This is a genomic window from Phenylobacterium sp. FG114 (assembly GCF_057809855.1).
In genome coordinates, this window is the sequence record NZ_JBMDKU010000002.1 from 169,909 (window position 1) to 187,662 (window position 17,754).

Annotated in this window: 15 protein-coding genes and 1 pseudogene; 9 read left to right on the forward strand and 7 right to left on the reverse strand. The window is 69.3% G+C overall.

Features of this window, described 5'->3' with window-relative positions; translation table 11 throughout:
• On the reverse strand, window positions 1-2,070 hold the full coding sequence (locus tag ACODSY_RS03855; RefSeq protein WP_488950630.1) for a PQQ-dependent dehydrogenase, methanol/ethanol family: 2,070 nt from the start codon (window positions 2,068-2,070) through the stop codon (window positions 1-3).
• A gap of 110 nt (window positions 2,071-2,180) precedes the next feature.
• The gene (locus ACODSY_RS03860; RefSeq protein WP_488950332.1) at window positions 2,181-3,386 is read right to left on the reverse strand and encodes an acetyl-CoA C-acyltransferase; all 1,206 of its coding nucleotides are present in this window, start codon (window positions 3,384-3,386) and stop codon (window positions 2,181-2,183) included.
• Window positions 3,387-3,598: 212 nt separating this feature from the next.
• Here ACODSY_RS03860 and ACODSY_RS03865 point away from each other — a divergent pair, with 212 nt between their 5' ends.
• Window positions 3,599-4,315, forward strand: coding sequence for a PEPxxWA-CTERM sorting domain-containing protein (locus ACODSY_RS03865; RefSeq protein WP_488950333.1), 717 nt, complete (start codon window positions 3,599-3,601; stop codon window positions 4,313-4,315).
• A gap of 66 nt (window positions 4,316-4,381) precedes the next feature.
• On the opposite strand, the gene ACODSY_RS03870 is transcribed toward ACODSY_RS03865, so the two are convergent.
• On the reverse strand, window positions 4,382-6,460 hold the full coding sequence (locus ACODSY_RS03870; RefSeq protein WP_488950334.1) for a 3-hydroxyacyl-CoA dehydrogenase NAD-binding domain-containing protein: 2,079 nt from the start codon (window positions 6,458-6,460) through the stop codon (window positions 4,382-4,384).
• Between the two features lie 163 nt (window positions 6,461-6,623).
• Between ACODSY_RS03870 and ACODSY_RS03875 the strand changes: the two genes are divergently transcribed.
• The 5 genes from ACODSY_RS03875 (at window position 6,624) to moaC (ending at window position 10,869) form a co-directional block, all read left to right on the forward strand.
• The gene (locus ACODSY_RS03875) at window positions 6,624-7,400 is read left to right on the forward strand and encodes an SDR family oxidoreductase (protein WP_488950335.1); all 777 of its coding nucleotides are present in this window, start codon (window positions 6,624-6,626) and stop codon (window positions 7,398-7,400) included.
• 311 nt (window positions 7,401-7,711) lie between these two features.
• Complete coding sequence (locus ACODSY_RS03880; RefSeq protein ID WP_488950336.1) at window positions 7,712-7,984, forward strand: hypothetical protein; 273 nt, start codon at window positions 7,712-7,714, stop codon at window positions 7,982-7,984.
• 12 nt (window positions 7,985-7,996) lie between these two features.
• Entirely contained in the window at window positions 7,997-9,814 is a 1,818-nt protein-coding gene (gene glmS, locus ACODSY_RS03885; RefSeq protein ID WP_488950337.1) for a glutamine--fructose-6-phosphate transaminase (isomerizing), read from the forward strand.
• Window positions 9,815-9,853: 39 nt separating this feature from the next.
• Window positions 9,854-10,402: a molybdenum cofactor biosynthesis protein B gene (moaB, locus tag ACODSY_RS03890; RefSeq protein WP_488950338.1), complete on the forward strand. Its 549-nt coding sequence runs from the start codon at window positions 9,854-9,856 to the stop codon at window positions 10,400-10,402.
• Window positions 10,399-10,869: a cyclic pyranopterin monophosphate synthase MoaC gene (gene moaC, locus ACODSY_RS03895; protein WP_488950339.1), complete on the forward strand. Its 471-nt coding sequence runs from the start codon at window positions 10,399-10,401 to the stop codon at window positions 10,867-10,869. Before moaB ends, moaC begins: the two co-directional genes overlap by 4 nt.
• On the opposite strand, the gene ACODSY_RS03900 is transcribed toward moaC, so the two are convergent.
• Window positions 10,866-11,495 (reverse strand): hypothetical protein, encoded by a 630-nt coding sequence (locus ACODSY_RS03900; protein WP_488950340.1) that lies wholly within the window; start codon window positions 11,493-11,495, stop codon window positions 10,866-10,868. The two genes, moaC and ACODSY_RS03900, sit on opposite strands and share 4 nt — an antisense overlap.
• 162 nt (window positions 11,496-11,657) lie before the next feature.
• The gene (locus ACODSY_RS03905) at window positions 11,658-12,524 is read right to left on the reverse strand and encodes a bifunctional regulator KidO (RefSeq protein WP_488950341.1); all 867 of its coding nucleotides are present in this window, start codon (window positions 12,522-12,524) and stop codon (window positions 11,658-11,660) included.
• A 115-nt stretch (window positions 12,525-12,639) separates the two neighbouring features.
• On the opposite strand from ACODSY_RS03905, the pseudogene ACODSY_RS03910 reads away from it, so the two are divergent.
• Window positions 12,640-13,518, forward strand: a pseudogene (locus ACODSY_RS03910) (XdhC family protein); the annotation flags it as partial.
• Between the two features lie 23 nt (window positions 13,519-13,541).
• On the opposite strand, the gene ACODSY_RS03915 reads toward ACODSY_RS03910, so the two are convergent.
• Window positions 13,542-14,732 (reverse strand): molybdopterin molybdotransferase MoeA, encoded by a 1,191-nt coding sequence (locus tag ACODSY_RS03915; RefSeq protein ID WP_488950342.1) that lies wholly within the window; start codon window positions 14,730-14,732, stop codon window positions 13,542-13,544.
• Window positions 14,732-15,916: a M24 family metallopeptidase gene (locus tag ACODSY_RS03920; protein WP_488950343.1), complete on the reverse strand. Its 1,185-nt coding sequence runs from the start codon at window positions 15,914-15,916 to the stop codon at window positions 14,732-14,734. Before ACODSY_RS03920 ends, ACODSY_RS03915 begins: the two co-directional genes overlap by 1 nt.
• A gap of 198 nt (window positions 15,917-16,114) precedes the next feature.
• Here ACODSY_RS03920 and ACODSY_RS03925 point away from each other — a divergent pair, with 198 nt between their 5' ends.
• Entirely contained in the window at window positions 16,115-17,026 is a 912-nt protein-coding gene (locus tag ACODSY_RS03925; RefSeq protein ID WP_488950344.1) for an aminotransferase class IV, read from the forward strand.
• Entirely contained in the window at window positions 17,023-17,748 is a 726-nt protein-coding gene (locus ACODSY_RS03930) for a sulfotransferase-like domain-containing protein (RefSeq protein ID WP_488950345.1), read from the forward strand. The genes ACODSY_RS03925 and ACODSY_RS03930 overlap by 4 nt, the downstream gene beginning before the upstream one ends.
• Window positions 17,749-17,754 lie beyond the last annotated feature (6 nt).

Genomic DNA, 17,754 nt, shown 5'->3' on the forward strand with positions numbered 1-17,754 from the left:
CTAACCGTGACTCGCCCCGCCCGGCTTCGGCGCGGGGGGCGGCTGCTTCGCCTGCCAGAGCAGGAAGGCGCGGATGTCCTCGGCGCTCGCCTCGTCGAAGTAGCGGCGGAAGGGCGCCATGCCGTTCGCCTTCAGCGCCCCATCCAGCACGATCGCCTTGAACCCGTCGCCATCCAGGATCGCCGGCGATCGCGGCAGCACGGGTAGCAGACCGCCCACCCGGTGGCAGGCGCCGCAGAACTCGCCGTAGAGCGCGGCGCCTCGGTCGGCGTCGCCCTTTGAGGGCGTGGCCGCCGTCAGGTCCAGCGGCGGCATCGTCACCAGCGCCGGGAACGGCGGCGGCTTCGCCGTCCCGCCCAGCTTGAAGACCAATAGGCGGCCCAGCCGCCGCGGCTGGTCGCCGCCCATCGGCGCGCCGCCGACGCCCACCATCAGCGCCACATACTGCTCGCCGTCGATGGCGTAGGTCATGGCCGGCGCAATGACGTTGGCGCTGGCGTCGTACGTCCAGAGCGCCTGGCCGTCTTTCGCGTCGTAGGCGGTGAACGCGTTGCCCGCGGCGTGGAACACCAGCCCGCCGTCCGTCGCCAGCACGCCGCTGGTCCAGGCGGTGGGCAGCGCCAGGCGCCAGCGGGCCTTACCCGACGCCGGGTCCCACGCGATCAGCTCGCCGGTCGCGACCGGCGGCGTCTTCGGTTTCAGCGACGGCGTGTTCGGTCCCGCCTGCGCGCGCACCAGCCCCGTGTTCCATGCGCCAGGAATGAACTTGAAGGCCTGCGCATCGGCGTAGAAGCCGCGGTTGCGCATGACCGGGATGTAGACCAGCCGCTCCTTCGGGCTGAACGCCATCGGCTGCCAGTTGTGGCCACCCAAGGGGCTGGACGCCTGCTGGCTGACGCCGCCGTTCGCATAGCGCGCAGTCGGCGCCTCCACCGGCCGGCCGGTCTTCAGGTCGATCCGCTCGGCCCAGTCCACCGGCACGTACTTCCCGGCCGAAATCAACGCGCCGGTCTTGGCGTCCAGCACGTAGAAGAAACCGTTCTTCGGCGCTTGCATCACCACCCGGCGGTCCGCGCCGGCGATCTTCAGGTCGGCCAGCATGATGTGCTGGGTGGCGGTGTAGTCCCAGCTCTCGCCGGGGGTCGTCTGGTAGTGCCAGACATACTCGCCCGTCTCCGGCCGCAGCGCGACGATCGACGACAGGAACAGGTTGTCGCCCTTGCCGCCCGAGCGGAGCTTGTGGTTCCAGGGGTTGCCGTTGCCGACGCCCACGAACACCAGGTCGAGCTTCGGGTCGTAGGTGATGGCGTCCCAGACGGTGCCGCCGCCGCCGCTCTCCTTCCAGACCCCGTCGCTCCAGGTGGCCGCGGCCTTCTCCCGGAACACCTTGTCCGAGGCGGCGCCGTCGGGCGCGCCCTTCGGATTGGGCGTCGTGTAGAAGCGCCAGGCGAGCTTGCCCGAGTCCGCATCGTAGGCGCTGACATAGCCGCGCACGCCATACTCGGCCCCGCCGTTCCCGATCAGCACCTTGCCCTTCACCACCCGCGGCGCGCCCGTGATCGTGTAGGGACGGGCCTTGTCGGTGGTCTGGACATCCCAGACGACGGCCCCGGTCCTGGCGTCCAACGCAATCAGCCGCCCGTCGATGGTCCCGACGTAGAGCTTGCCCTTCCACAGCGCCGCGCCCCGGTTGACCACGTCGCAGCAGGCGTTGAACCCGGCCTCGCCCGGGACCTTGGGATCGTACTTCCACAGCAGCTTGCCGGTCTTCGCGTCGAACGCGGCCACCTTCGACCAGGCGGTGGTGGTGTACAGCACGCCGTCCGCGACCAGCGGCGTCGCCTCCTGGCCGCGGTCGGTGTCGAACTCGGCCCACCAGGCCACGCCCAGCTTGCCGACGCTCTGCCGATCAATCTGCGTCAGCGGGCTGAAGCGCTGCTCGTCATAGGTCCGGCCGTAGGTCAGCCACTCCGACCCGTCCGCCGCCTCGATCCGCTTCGCATCGACACCGCCTCGTCCGCACGCGGCCACGCCCAGGGCCAAGCCGATCGCGGCCGCCCAACGCCACACACCCTTCAACGCCTCATCCCCCGGTCTTTTGGCGGAGTGTAGGGCGCGCCGCGCAAAGCAAAAGGGCCGCCCTCGCAGACGGCCCTCAGCATTCGAAGCGCAGTATCGGCTTAGAAGATCTCGAAGAGACCCGCGGCGCCCATCCCCCCGCCGACGCACATGGTGACGACGCCGTACTTGGCCTTGCGGCGTTTGCCTTCGTACATCAGGTGGGCCGTGCAGCGCGCGCCGGTCATGCCGTAGGGGTGGCCGATCGAGATCGAGCCGCCCGAGACGTTGTACTTCGCCGGATCGATGCCCAGCTTGTCGCGGCAGTACAGCACCTGCGAGGCGAAGGCCTCGTTCAGCTCCCAGATGTCGATGTCGTCGACGGTCAGGCCGTTACGCTCCAGCAGCTTCGGGATCGCGAAGACCGGGCCGATGCCCATTTCTTCCGGGCCGCAACCGGCGACGGCCATGCCGCGGTAGGCGCCCAGGGCTTCCAGACCGCGCTTCTCGGCCTCCTTCCGCTCCATCAGCACGACGGCGGCGGCGCCGTCCGACAGCTGGCTGGCGTTGCCGGCGGTGACGAACTTGCCTTCCTGGACGTAGCGGCCGCCCTTGAAGACCGGGTTCAGCTTCTGCAGGTCGGCCAGGGTCGTCTGCGGGCGGTTGCCCTCGTCGCCCGAGATAGTGATTTCCTTGTCGGCGGTCTCGCCGGTCTCCTTGTTCACCAGCACCTTCATGATGGTGGTGACCGGCACGATCTCCTGGGCGAAGCGGCCTTCCGACTGGGCCTGGGCGGTGCGCTGCTGCGACTGCAGGGCGTATTCGTCCTGCGCCTCGCGAGAGATTCCATAGCGCTCGGCCACGATCTCGGCGGTCTCGATCATCGAGGTGCCCAGCTCCGGCACATGTTCCTTCAGCCACGGGTCGGTGGCCATGAAGCGGTTCACCTTGTCGTTCTGCACCAGGCTGATCGACTCGATGCCGGCGCCGATGGCGATCGGGGCGCCGTCGTTGATGATGTACTTGGCGGCCGTGGCCACGCCCATCAGGCCCGAGCTGCACTGGCGGTCGATGGTCATGCCCGAGACGGTGTTGGGCAGGCCCGCGCGCAGCGCGGCCTGGCGGGCGATGTTGTTGCCGGTGGTGCCCTGCTGCAACGCGCAGCCCATGGCCACGTCGTCCACTTCACCCGGGTCGATCCCGGCCTGGGCGACGGCGGCGCGGATGGCCTCGGCGCCCAGCGTTGCGCCATAGGTGTTGTTGAAGGCGCCGCGATAGGCCTTGCCGATGGGGGTCCGCTTGGCGGCGACGATGACGGCTTCACGCATGGATGGGAGTCCCTGTTTCAAACATCGGTTTGACGCCTTCTACCCATTTGCGCGGGCAGGCCAAGCCGTTCGTTGCACAACCGGTATCCCGATACGGAGCGCGCCTTGACGTGACGTCCGCGGCTTAGTGCACCAAAACGAGCATCGCGCTTGACGATACAACTTAAAATAAGGATAAGCGCCGTCCCTACGACTTGGACGGAGACATTCAGTTGGCTAGTTTCGAACCCCGCCGGGGATGGCGCGCGGCCGCCCTGCTGGCGTCGGTGACGCTGGGCCTGACGCTTGGCGCCCAGCCCGCCAGCGCGGCGATCATGGTGATGACCCGCACGGTGAAGATCGCCGCCGCGGACGGCGCCGTGCAGGACCTGGTCGGCAGCGACCTGATCCTGCGCATCAAGTACGACACCGAGCTGGGCCTCACGGAAGACACCCGCGATCCCGCCCGCCCCGAGCTCGGCGGCAACTACCAGCTCTCAAACAACGGCGGCGCGACCAACCCCCTGCTGGCGGCGTCATACAACCTGGGCGGAGTCGACTATGACGCGTTCGTCCCGGGCAACCCCTTCCTGATGTTCTTCGCCTACCAGCCAGGGTCGCAGACCCAGCAGAACGTGACGTTCGCCGGCGCGGTGGACGGGCGTGTGTTCGACATCTCGCTGAACGCGGTGCTGAAGGTAGGCGAAACGCTGCCCGCCGACTTCAACCAGCCGCTGGAGCGCGCAGTCACCGGCTACGGTCGGTTCAACTTCGACCACGGCGGCGGCCGCAATGGCACGCTCTACCTCAACGACGAGGCCAATTCGCCGGAAGGCAGCCTGCGCATCGAACAGGCTCCGGTTCCGGAGTCCGCCACGTGGGCGCTCATGATTTCAGGGTTTGGCCTGGCGGGGGCGTCGCTGCGCCGGCGCCGCGCGCTCACGGCCTGACAGCGTCCTCCCGAAGGACATGTCCGACTTGGGGAGAGCCCGCGGGCTCTCCCCCTTTTCCGGATATCAGCGCTTGAAGTCGGCCAGCTTCTTGCCGTCGGCCACCAGCTTCTCCAGAGCCGCCGAGGGCTTGAACTCGTCGCCCATCGTGCCCTGGAATTCCTTCATCTTAGCCAGCACCTTGTCGGCGCCGATCTGGTCGCCGTAGTGCATCGGGCCGCCGCGATAGACGGGCCAGCCGTAGCCGTTGACCCAGACCACGTCCACGTCCGACGGGCGGATCGCCTTGCCCTCCTCGAGGATCTTCATGCCCTCGTTGATCATCGGATAGACGCAGCGCTCCAGGATCTCCTCGTCGCTGATCTTCCGCGGGTTGCGGCCGCTCTTCACGATGAAGTCGTGGATGATCTTCTCGGTCACCGGCGACGGCTTGGCGTTGCGGTTCTCGTCGTAGTCGTAATAGCCGGCGCCCGTCTTCTGGCCGCGGCGATCCATCTCGCACAGCACGTCGCGGATCGTGGCCCCGTTCGACTTCTCCTTGACCCAACCGATGTCCAGGCCGGCCAGGTCGCTCATGGCGAACGGGCCCATGGGGAAGCCGAAGTCGTACAGGACGCGGTCCACGTCCCAGGGCATGGCGCCTTCCATGACCAGCTTGTTGGCCTCGCGCTGGCGCTGGGCCAGGATGCGGTTGCCGACGAAGCCGGGGGTCACGCCCACCAGCACGGCGATTTTGCCGATCTTCTTGGCCAGCTTCATCGAGGTGGCGATCACGTCCTTGGCCGTGTGGTCGGCGCGGACGATCTCCAGCAGCTTCATGACGTTGGCCGGCGAGAAGAAGTGCAGGCCGATCACGTCCTCGGGACGGCTGGTCACCGAGGCGATCTCGTCGATGTTCAGGCCCGAGGTGTTGGTGGCCAGGATGGCGCCCGGCTTACAGATCTTGTCGAGCCTGGCGAAGATGTCCTTCTTGATGTCCATCCGCTCGAACACGGCCTCGATCACGAGGTCCACGTCCTTGAAGGCCTCTTCCATCGACAGCGAGCCGGTGATCAGGCCGACGCGCTTCTCGGTTTCCTCGGGCTTGGCGGTGCGCGAGCGCTCGTAGTTCTTGCGGATCGTGGCGAGGCCGCGGTCCAGGGGCTCCTGCTGCTGCTCGACGATCACCACGGGGATGCCGACATTGGCGAAGTTCATCGCGATGCCGCCGCCCATGGTGCCGGCGCCGATGATGCCCACCTTGTTGATGGCGCGCGTGGGGGTGTCGTCCGGCACGTCCGGGATCTTGTTCGCCTGGCGTTCGGCGAAGAAGTAATAGCGCTGCGCCGCCGACTGCTGGCCGGTCATCAGGCCCATGAACAGCTTGCGCTCCTCGGCCAGCCCCTCCTCGAAGGAGTTCGAGTTCACCGCCGCCTCGATGCACTTGATGTTGGCTTCCGGCGCGTCGAAGCCGCGGAACTTGCGGGCATTCTTCTTGCGGAAGTCGGCGAAGATCTCGGGCTTGCCCTTGGCGGCTTCGAGTTTGGAATTGTTCTCGCTGATCTTCACCAGCGGCTTGTTCTCGGCCACGCACTTGTTGGCGAAGGCGATGGCGCCTTCCTTGAGCTTGCCCTCATCGACCAGCTCGTCGACCAGGCCCAGCTTGGCGGCTTCCGGCGCCGGCACGTGGCGGCCCGAGGTCACCATCTCCAGCGCGTTCTCGACACCGACCACGCGCGGCAGGCGCTGCGTGCCGCCGGCGCCCGGCAGCAGGCCCAGGGCCACTTCGGGAAGGCCGAGGCGAGCGGACGGTACCGCGACGCGGTAGTGCGCGCACAACGCCACTTCCAGGCCGCCGCCCAGGGCCGTGCCGTGGATCGCGGCCACGACCGGCTTGGGCGAGCTCTCCATCATGTTCTGGACGTCGAACAGGCTGGCGCCTTTCGACGCGCCGCCGAATTCGGTGATGTCGGCGCCGGCGATGAAGGTGCGGCCGTCGCAGATCAGCACAATGGCCTTGGCGTCGCTGGCGATGGCCTGCTTGAAGCCTTCGAACAGGCCGTCGCGGACGTTGGCGGACAGGGCGTTCACCGGCGGCGAGTTCAGCGTCACGACGGCGACGTCGCCCTCGTGGGTCAGGGTGGTCACCGAATTGATCTCGGTCATCTGGCTTCCTCGAAATGGCTGGCCGACCGCTCGCTCAAAAATCTGGCGGCCGTGAAATTCAAACGCGTGTTATAGGCCTCGGCGGGCGGGGCCAAGTCAATTCCCGGAAGGGAACGGACCACGTTGGCGGCCTGCCGCAACGAAAGGGAAGGGGACGGCTTTCATGGCCTCAAATCTGTTTTCGCTGGACGGCAAGGTTGCGCTGGTGACCGGCGGCTCGCGCGGCATCGGCAAGATGATCGCCAAGGGCTTTCTCGAAGCGGGCTGCCGCAAGGTCTACATCACGGCCCGCAAGGCTGCCGCCTGCGACGCCACCGCCGAGGAGCTCGGCCCGCAGTGCGTGTCGATCCCGGTCGACATCTCCACGGTCGAGGGGGTGAAGATGCTCACCGAGCGCTACCTGGGCCACGAGGACAAGCTCGACATCCTGCTGAACAACGCGGGCGCCGCCTGGGGCGCCGACTTCGATGAATTCCCGGAGAGCGGCTGGGACAAGGTCGTCGACCTGAATCTCAAATCGCCCTTCTTCCTGACCCAGGCCCTGCACGGCGCGCTCACCAAGGCCGGCACGGCCCAGCGCCCGTCGAAGGTGATCAACATCGCCTCGATCGACGGCATTCGCCTCAACCCGCAGGAGACCTATTCCTACCACGCCTCCAAGGCCGGGCTGATCTACCTGACGCGCCGCATGGCCGCGCGCCTGATCCAGGACAACATCGCCGTGACTGGAATCGCGCCGGGCGCCTTCGCCTCGGAGATGAATCGCGTGGCCCGCGACCAGGGCGACGAAGTCGCCAAGCGCATCCCTGCGCGCCGTATCGGCGTGGACGAAGACATGCAGGGCGTCGCGATCTACCTGGCCAGCCGCGCCGGCGACTACGTCGTGGGCCAGACCATTGCGGTCGACGGCGGCGTCGCCCTGGCGCAGCTCGGGGTCTGACTGCGTCCGCCGCGCGCGGTTAACCGTAGAGTCGGGCGGAGGGGGACCGGCCGGCCAGTTCCCCGGCGGGTGGAGCGCAACGGGTCTATGCTCCGAGCCTGATCTCACCCCCTCCACCAGTTACGCCGGCCGCGTCCTCCCCAAAGCGCGGCCGGCCAACTTCGGTCAGTCTTGGGCTGTGACTTCCATCAATCGGGAAATCTTGGTTCGCAGAACGCGTTCGTCGAACAAACAATCTGCACGTCACTAGCTTGCCCGATTTCGGGCAAACGCGTTGTCTGGGGTACATGCGGACGCCAGAAGAACCGTCGATGTCGGATGCGGGGGACCTGGACGATCTCGTGGCCCACGTGGCGAGATCCAGCGACCTGCCTCCGTCGCAAGCGAGGCGGATCGTCGATGACGTGCTCACCTATCTGGCTGAAAGCCCCGAGGATTTCGTTCGTCGCCGGCACGCGGCGCTCGCCCGGCTCGGCCGCCGCAACGACGAGATCTACGGTCTCATCGCCGACGAACTGGCGCGCCGCCGCTTCCCGGCGCCGCTTTACAGCCTTCGGCAGATCCGCCGCATCATCTACGGCTGAGGGGCTCCGCTGATGTGCGGCATCGTCGGTTACATCGGCGGGCGGCCCGTGCTTCCGCTACTGATCGAGGGCCTGCGCCGTCTCGAGTACCGCGGCTACGACAGCGCGGGCGTCGCCGTCGCCGACGGCGGCGGTCTCACCATCCAAAAGCGCCGGGGCAAGGTGCGCGAACTCGAGAGCGTGCTGCCGGCCGAGATCCCGGGAACGGTCGGCATCGCCCACACCCGCTGGGCTACCCACGGCGCCCCCAGCGACCAGAACGCCCACCCGCATGCCGACGCCTCAGGCCGTATCGCCGTGGTCCACAACGGCATCATCGAGAACGCCGCCGCCCTGAAGGCCGCGCTGCAGGCCGACGGCGTCGAATTCCGATCCGAGACCGACACCGAGGTCCTGGCCCACCTGATCGCGCGGCGACCTGAGAACAGCCTGGTCGACGCCGTCCGCGCGGCGCTCCGCCAGGTGAAGGGCGCCTATGGGCTGGCGGTGATCGACGCCGCGCGGCCCGACACCATCGTCGCCGCGCGCAACGGCGGGCCGGTGGTGGTGGGCGTCGGCGAGGGCGAGATGTTCGTGGCCTCGGACGCCTCGGCGCTGATGGGCCACGCCCGCTCCGTCGCCCACCTGGACGACGGAGAGGTGGCCGAGGTACGCGCCGACGGCTTCACCGTTCTCACCCTCGACGGCGGCGAGACGACCAAAACCACCCTCGAACTGTCTGGTGACGCCGCAGGGTTCGACAAGGGCGACTACGCCCACTTCATGCGCAAGGAGATCGGCGAGCAGCAGGAATCCGTGCGCCGCACCCTGCTGGGCCGCCTCGATCACCGGTTCTCCACGGCCCACCTGGGCGGGATCGAGCTCGCCGCCCGCGAGATGCTCGACATCCGCCGGGTGAAGATCCTGGGCTGCGGCTCAGCCTTTTTCGCGGGGACCCTGGGCGCCCACCTGATCGAGCAACTGGCCCGCATTCCGGCCAGCGCCGAGCCCGCCTCGGAGTTCCGCTACCGCAACCCGGTGATCGAGCCCGACACGCTCTACGTCGCGGTCAGCCAGTCGGGCGAGACCTTCGACACCCTGGCCGCCATCCAGGAGGTGAAGCGCAAGGGTGGCCGCGTCCTGGGCGTGATCAACTCCGTGGGCTCCACCATCGCCCGCGAATGCGGCCGGGGGGTTTATCTCCACGCGGGACCCGAGGTTGCGGTGGTCTCCACCAAGACCTGGACGTCGACCGCGGTCGCCTTCGCCCTGCTGGCGCTGCAGCTCGGCCGCGTGCGCGACATGTCGGCCGGGCAGGGCGCGCGCCTGCTGGCGGCGCTGTCGGCCCTGCCGGACCAGATCGCCGAGATCGTCGCCCGCGAGGCGGAGCTCGGCCCCATGGCCCTCCTCCTGGCGAAGGCCGAGCATGCGTACTTCCTGGGCCGCGCCGCAGGGTACGCCGTCGCCCAGGAGGGCGCGCTGAAGCTCAAGGAGATCAGCTATCTCCACGCCGAAGCCTATGCCGCCTCGGAGCTGAAGCACGGGCCCCTGGCGCTGATCTCGGCCGAGACGCCGACCGTCATGGTGCTGCCCGACGACGACCTGCTGGCCAAGAACCTCTCCACCATCGCCGAGGTGGGCGCTCGCGGTGGGCCGGTGCTGGCGATCACCCACCCGGGCGTGGCGGCCCTTGGGGTTGAGGCGAGCTTCGCCGTTCCGCGCTCGGAACCCGAGCTGGACGCGATCCTGCTGAACATCCCTCTGCAGCTTCTGGCCTACCAGGTCGCCCAGGTCCTCGGCCGCGATATCGACCAGCCCCGCAACCTGGCGAAGTCGGTGACGGTGGAATAGCGGCGGCGGCGCGCTAGATTGGCGGTGAAGGAGCTCCCCATGAACGCGTTGACCCCCGGCGGCCGGATCGACACCAGCCAACAGATCAAGCCCGTGAAGGTCGCGGTGCTCACCATCTCCGACACCCGCGACGAGGAGAGCGACACCTCGGGCCACCTGCTGGCCAAGCGGGTGACCGACGCCGGCCACGAACTGGTCGACAAGGCCATCGTGCCAGACAGCATCGTGGCGATCCGCGAGAAGATCGAGGCCTGGGTGGCCAGCGGCTTCGTCGAGGCCATCGTCACCACCGGCGGCACCGGCATCACCGGCCGCGACGTCACGCCCGAGGCGGTGCGCCCCCTGTTCGACAAGGAGCTCGACGGCTTCTCGGTGGTGTTCCACATGGTGAGCTTCCAGTCGGTGGGCCTGTCCACCCTGCAATCGCGGGCGCTCGCCGGCATCGTGAAGGGCGTCTTCGTCTTCTGCCTGCCGGGCTCGAACGGCGCGGTGAAGGACGGCTGGGACAAGGTCATCTCGGCCCAGCTCGACAGCCGCCACGGCCCCTGCAACATGGTCGAGCTCATGCCGCGGCTGATGGAGGCGTGAGCAAGCTCACCCACATCGACGAGACCGGCCGCGCCCGGATGGTCGACGTTTCGGACAAGGCCGTGACGACGCGCGAGGCCGTGGCCGAGGGCTTCGTCCGCATGAGCCCTGAGACCCTGGCGCTGGCGCTCTCCGGCGAAGGGAAGAAGGGCGACGTCCGAGCGGTGGCCGAGATCGCCGGCGTCATGGCGGCCAAGCAGACGTCCGACCTGATCCCAATGTGCCATCCGCTACCGATCTCGAAGGCCGAGGTGCGGGTGGAGCCGGCCGAGGGCGGGCTGGCGGTGACCGCCCGGGTGAAGACCACCGGCCAGACCGGTGTCGAGATGGAGGCGCTGACCGCCGTCTCGATCGCCTGCCTGACGCTCTACGACATGCTGAAGGCGGCCGAGAAGGGAATGGTCATCGAGGCCGTGCGCCTCGTCTCCAAGACCGGCGGCAAGAGCGGGGACTGGTCGGCGTCCTAGTGGTCGTGGCCCGCGGCATGGCTCTTTGCGCCCTTGTGATACCGGCATGAGACGTTGGGATTGAAGGGCGTGAAGACGCCGTTCGGGTTGTCCCGATAGATCCAGACGTGGCGGTCGTAGTGCGGGGCGAACATGTGGGCCTCGTCGATCGGCGTCGCCGGGTCGTCGGCCATGGCGTCCCAGGCGAGACCGTGGAACGTGGGCGGGCCCTTGGCGCCGGTCGCATGCCACGCGGCCTGGAAGACCAGGTTCTCCACCGCCACCAGGGCCATCGACCCATCGGCCTGGGGCTCGTAGATCAGGATCGCTGGCTTGCGGAAGTCGGTGTGGGTTCCGCTCCCGTGTACGCGCGGGTTCGGCGGCTCGGTGACGCCGACCAGATCCGGCCGGAAGTAGTGCACGCCCATGGCGCCCAGCACCGCGGGCTTCCCCATCATCTCGGCGGTGTCGCACATGTCGAACGGGTCGCGGATGTACCCCTCGGCCAGGGCGACCTTCACGTCCTTGAAGCGGTCGGTGAGCTCGCGCACCTCGGCAAGCGTGGGTTCGCCCGGTGCGGGATCGGCAAGAGCGCTCGTGGCGCAGGCGGCAAGGATCAGGCCGAGAACGGCCGTGGCGCGAGGCATGGACTCCCCCATCTCGGTTGGACTGGAACGGCTCGTCGTGAGCCGGAGGGAGTAAGCGTCGCGGTCAGGCCGCGCTCAATCGGCGCTCCTGCACAGCGGCTCTGCGGGGACGCCGCACGCCTTCAGGCTTCGATGGAGGTATCGCTGGCGCGCGGAGGCGCGTTAGGCCGCGACCCAGCTCAGGGCGTCGGGGTCGTCGATCGCCATCTCGTCCCAGTCCAGGTCCGGCGGCGGGCTCATGGCGGCGGCGACCACGGCGCTCATCTCGGCGGCCGAGGTGACGCCGACCAGGACGTGGCTGGCCTCGGGCCGCGACAGGGCGAAGCCCAGGGCGGCCTGGAGCGGATCGGACTTGCCCTCGGCGATCAGGCGTCGCGCCCGCGAGATGCGGCCAGCGGCGGCCTTCAGGTGGCTAGGCGCACGGTCTGGCGGCAGGAACAGGACGCCGTTCAGGAAGATCGAGCGCAGGTGCACCTCGACCCCCATCTCCGCCAGGGTGGACAGCGTGCCGTCCAGCAACAGGCGCTGGTCCAGCAGCGAGGCGGGCGCCTGGACGAGGTCGGGCTTGAAGCGGCGGGCCACGCCGACGGGGTCGTCCGAGGCGTAGACCGGCACGCCGATGCGCTTGCAGACACCCTCGTCCTTGAGCTGCTTCAGGCGGTCCCAGAGCTGCGGGCCGAGCGGCGAGAACAGATCGGTGGCGGACGGCGCGACGATGGCGTCCACGCGCTCCACGCCCAGGCGCAGCATCTGCGCGCGCAGTTCGGCCTCGACGACGTCCGGCCCGCGGTCGGGGCGCACGGCCGTCAGGGTCATGCGGAAGGGGTTGGGTTGCGGCAGGGCCGAGCGCAGCAGGCCGTCGGCCGTGACCGTGCCGCGGGCGACTTCCAGCACCGACAGGCCGGAACGGCCGGCGATCGAAAGGATGTCGCGCGCCTCAGCGTCCCGGGGCTTCCCCCGCGGGCCGGGCGGCTGATCGAGACCGAACTGGCTGGTCCCGAGGCCGAGCTTGCTGAGGGTTGAGGTCATGCGCCCTGAAAAGCTTGGTCTATTCCGTTCGAGAGGCCATTTTGCCGCAGGAAAGGCTAAGAAGCCGTATCCCTGCGATGGTTAAGGCGTGATTGACCAACTTCCCGAGTGGCCGATGTTCGGCGTCGCCGAGGACGTCCGGCCCGCCCTGCGGCAGGCCGTTGCGGCGGACCAGGCGCTCGTCCTGGCGACCCTGGTGTCGGTGGACGGCGGAGGACCTCGTCCCGAAGGGACGCAGATGGTTTTCGCGCCTGGAATCCTGGCCGGATACTTCTCCGGCGGCTGCGTCGAGGGCGACGTCGCGGGCCATGCCTGGGCGTGCCTGGCTGATTCAAATCCGCGCACCCTGGTTTATGGCGAGGGCAGCCCCTGGCCGGACATCCGGCTGCTCTGCGGCGCCCGAATCGAGATCTTCCTGGAGCGAATCGGACCGGGTGATTCGGCCTTGTCCGACCTCCTGGCCGCGGAGGCCGAGCGCCGGCCCGCGACCTATCTCAGCGACGGCTTGGCGCGGGTCTGCGCGGCGGACGTGTCGCCCTGGCCCGAGGTCCGGGTGGAGAAGCGCTACGAGCCGACACCGCGCCTGGTGGTGATCGGCGGCGATCCCACCGCCCTGGCCATCGCCGAACTGGGCGTGAAATCGGGCTTCGAGACGACCCTCGTGCGGCCCAAGGGGCCCGAGGCGCCGCCGCCGATCCCGGGGGTCGGCTACCGGCGCGACGAACCTGGCCAGGCGCTGGCCGCCATCGGCCTGGACCCCTGGACCAGCGTCGCGGTGGCCACCCACGACCTGGAAACCGACCGCGCGGCGCTGAAGGCGGCCTTGCCCTCTCACGCCGGCTACGTCGGACTGCTGGGCGCCCGGCGCCGCCTTGCCGGCCGGCTTGCCGAACTGCAGATCGAGGGCATGTCCGAAAGCGCCCTGGCTCGCCTGCACGCCCCCATCGGCCTCGACATCGGCGGCAAGGCGCCGTTCGAGGTGGCGGTGTCGGTGATCGGCGAGATCACCGCGCTGCGCTACGCCCGCGAGAGCGGCAGCACCTCGACCACATCGCCCGCCGCGGCGGCGGGTGCGTCGGCGGGGCGCTTCAGCAGGGCGTCGGCGGCCGAGAAGATGCTGACCAGTGAAGAGTCCTGATCCCGGAACGGCTGGGCGGTCACCGCGCCGCCCTCGAAGCTGAGCTTCGCGCGCATCCACTGCTCGCGCGGGCCGTTGGCCGGCAGCGGCTGCGCCAGTCGGGCTCCCATCATCGGCAGGGCGGGATCCGCGCCGGCGTAAGCGGCCAGGATCGGCTTCAGGAACAGCTCGGCGCAGACCATGGCCGAGGCCGGATTGCCCGGCAGGCCCAGGAGGCGTCGCCCGTCCTCCAGCACGCCGAAGAAGGTGGGCTTGCCCGGCCGGACCGCGACGCTCGCCACCTTCATCTGCAGGCCCAGCGCCTCGGCCGCCGTCCGCACCAGATCGTGGTCGCCCACCGAGGCGCCCCCGACCGTCACCACCAGGTCGCCTTCGGCGTCGCGCAGGGCGTGGATCGTCGCCTCGAGCTCATCCTTCACGGGGCGCGCGCGGTGGACCTCGCCACCCCATCCGGCGATGAGGGCCTCCAGCGCGCGAGACCCCGAGTCGTAGATCTGGAACGGGCCCGGCTTGGCCGGCGCCTCGACGATCTCCTCGCCCGTCGAGAACAGCGCCACCTTCGGCCGCCGCGTCACCGACAGCTCGGCCCGTCCGGCCGCCGCGGCGAGCGAGAGCCGCCAAGGGTCGATGCGCACGCCCCGCGACAACAGCGCCGCGCCAGCCTTGAAGTCGCCGCCCGCGGGCCGGACGTAATGCCGGGCCTCGACCGCGGGCACGGTGACCGTTTCGCCCTCGCGGGTGGCGTCTTCCTGGATCACGATGGCGTCGGCGCCCGCGGGCATGGCCGCGCCGGTGAAGATGCGTACGGCCTCGCCGGCCTGCATCGCGCCCTCGAACCCGTGGCCCGCCGCGCTCTCGCCGACGATGCGCAAGGCCCCCGGCGTGTCGGCCCCCCTCACGGCCCAGCCATCCATCGCGGAGGCGTCGAACGGCGGCTGGTCCCGCACGGCGGTGACGTCTTCGGCGAGCACCCGGCCGATGCTCTCCTGGATCGCCACGACTTCGGTGGGCAAGACGGGCACCTCGGCCAGCATCCGGGCCCGGGCGTCCTCGACGGTGAGCAGCTTCATCAGACCGGCCTGTCGATGGCCGGTTGCGGCGGCGTGAACCAGGCTGCGCCGTCCTCGGTGACGTGAAAATGGTCCTCCAGCCGCACGCCGAAGCTGGCCTCGATGACGATCATCGGCTCGTTGGAGAAGCACATGCCGGGGGCCAGCGGCGTCTTGTCGCCGCGCACCAGATACGGCGCCTCGTGGATCGACAACCCGATCCCGTGGCCGGTGCGGTGGGGCAGGCCCGGAAGATCGTAATCCGGGCTGAAGCCCTCGGCGGCCAGCACGCGCCGCGCCACCGCGTCGATCTCCTCGCACGGCACGCCGGGTCTGACCGCTTCGAAGGCGGCGGCCTGGGCCCTCTTTTCCACCTCCCATACGCGGAGCTGGTCCTGGGTCGCCTGGCCGAAGACGTAGGTGCGGGTGATGTCGGAGTTGTACCCCTGGACGCGGCAGCCGGTGTCGATGAGCACGAGGTCGTCGGCCTTCAGGCTCTGCTCGCCGGGCAGGCCGTGCGGATAGGCCGAGGCCTCGCCGAACTGCACGGCGCAGAACGAGCTGCCGTCGTCGGCCCCCAGGGCCCGGTGCGCCTGGTCGATGAAGCGGCGGACCTCGGCGGTGGTGATCCCGTCGCGCAGGATGCGGGCGGCCCGGCGATGGACCTCCAGCGTCATGGCCTTGGCCTGGGACATCAGCGCCAGCTCGGCCGGCGACTTGATCGCCCGACAGCCGTCCACGACAGGCGCGGCGTTGATCATCTCGACGCCCGGCGCGGCCAGCCGCAGGGCGTCGAACATGGCGAAGGCGAGGGCCGGGTCGATCGCGAGGGACTTCGCGCCCCAATCGGCCAGCACCGCGGCGACCCTGGCTGCGGGGTCCTCGTGCTCCTCCCACAGGCGCAAAGGCGCCTTGATGCTGAGCGAGGCCAGCAGCGACCCCTCCTCGAAGCGCGGGCAGATCATCACCGGCTCGCCGGCCTTGGGCAGCACCATCGCCACTAGGCGCTCGGTGGCGCCCCAGGCGACACCGGCGAAGTAACGCAAGGACGCGCCTGCCCCGATGATCATGGCGTCCGAGGTCATCAGCGCCTGGGCCTTGGCGAGGCGGGTCAGCCGCTCCTCGCGGGTGATCGCCGGCGCCTTCGGCCACGGCGCCAGCGCCGCCAGCTCCTGTTCCGCCGTCGATCCGCCGATGTAGGTCATGGATGGCTCCTTCAGAGCGGAGAGGTATGGCGTGCGGCCGCCTTCCACGCCACCCCAACAGCTCGTCATGGCCGGGCCTGACCCGGCCATCCCTCCGGCCCTTCCGGAAAGGCCTGTTGGATCCACGGGTCAGGCCCGGGGATGACGAGCAGGATGTAGGGGCTTGAGCCGTCGCACGGCGCCGCTAGGTTCCCGCCCATGGCAGGCAGTCAGGACTTCGCGGCGGACCCTCGGAACGCCGACCTCAAGGTGTACGTCAGCGGTGAGCTGGTCCCGAAGGACAAGGCGCGCGTGTCGGTGTTCGACGCGGGGTTCGTGCTCGGCGACGGCGTGTGGGAGGGGCTGCGGCTGCACAAGGGCCGGCTGCTCTTCCTCGAGGCCCACCTTGAGCGGCTCTACAAGGGACTGAGAGACATCGCCCTCGACATCGGGTTGACCCAGGCGGAGCTCACCGCCGAAATCCAGCGCACACTAGACGCCAACGGCATGGAGCACGGCGCGCACCTGCGACTGATGGTGACGCGGGGCGAGAAGAAGGCGGTCAACCAGGACCCGCGCAACTGGCTGGGCAAGCCCACCATCGTCATCACCGCCGAGTACAAGGAGCCGTCGCCGGAGATCCTGACCAAAGGCCTGGCGCTGGCCACCTCGGCGATCCTCTGCACGCCCGCCGAGATGTTCGACATGCGGCTGAACTCGCACAGCCGCCTGGCCCTGATCCGCGCCCTGCTGGACGCGATCGAGAAGGGCGGGGACGAGGCGCTGATGCTGGACCCGAACGGGTTCGTGTCGAGCTGCAACGCCACCAACTTTTTCTGGGTGCGCGATGGCCGGGTGATGACCTCGACCGGCGACTACTGCTTCAACGGCGTGACCCGGGCCAACGTCATCGCGCTGTGCCGGCGGCACGACATCCCGATCACGCTCGGCGACTTCGACCTGGCCGACGTGGCGGAGGCGGACGAAGCGTTCGTCACCGGCACCTTCGGCGGCCTGACGCCGGTGCGCTCGATCGACGGCCATGAGTTGCCCGAGGCGCTGCCCGGGCCGATGACCCGGCGGCTCCGCGACGCCTATGCGGCGCTGAAGGACGAGGACGCCGGCGCATGACCCTGCGGATCGCCATGTGGTCGGGGCCGCGGAACATCTCCACCGCCATGATGCGCAGCTTCGAGAACCGCGCGGACTGCACGGTCGTGGACGAGCCGTTCTACGCCGCCTACCTCGCCCAGACCGGCCTGGACCATCCCATGCGCGACGAGGTCCTGGCCTCGCAGCCACAGGATTGGCGCGACGTTGTACGTGAGCTGGACGCCCTGGACGGCCCGGTGGTCTACGAGAAGCACATGGCCCACCACATGCTGCCGGGCATGGGCCTCGACTGGGCTGCCGACCGCACCAACGGCTTCCTGATCCGCGATCCCGCCGAGGTGCTGGCGTCCTACACGGCGAAGCGCGCCGACGTGACCCTGGACGACATCGGCGCCGTGCAGCAGCGCGAGCTGTTCGACCGCGAGGCCGATCGGCTGGGTCGAGCGCCGCCGGTGGTGCGCGGCGCCGACGTGCTGGCCGATCCGCGCGGAATGTTGTCGGCGCTCTGCGCGGCGCTGGGCCTGCCCTTCGACGAACGGATGTTGAGTTGGCCTGCTGGACGCCGCGACAGCGACGGCGTCTGGGCGCCGGCCTGGTACGACGCCGTCGAGCGGTCCACGGGCTTCGAGGCGCCCAGACAGAAGTCGGCGCCGCAGCTTCCCGATGATCTGCGCCGCATCGCCGATCGGGCCCGCCCTCACTACGACGCCCTGCTGAAGCACAGCCTTTCGCCAGCCTGAACTTTG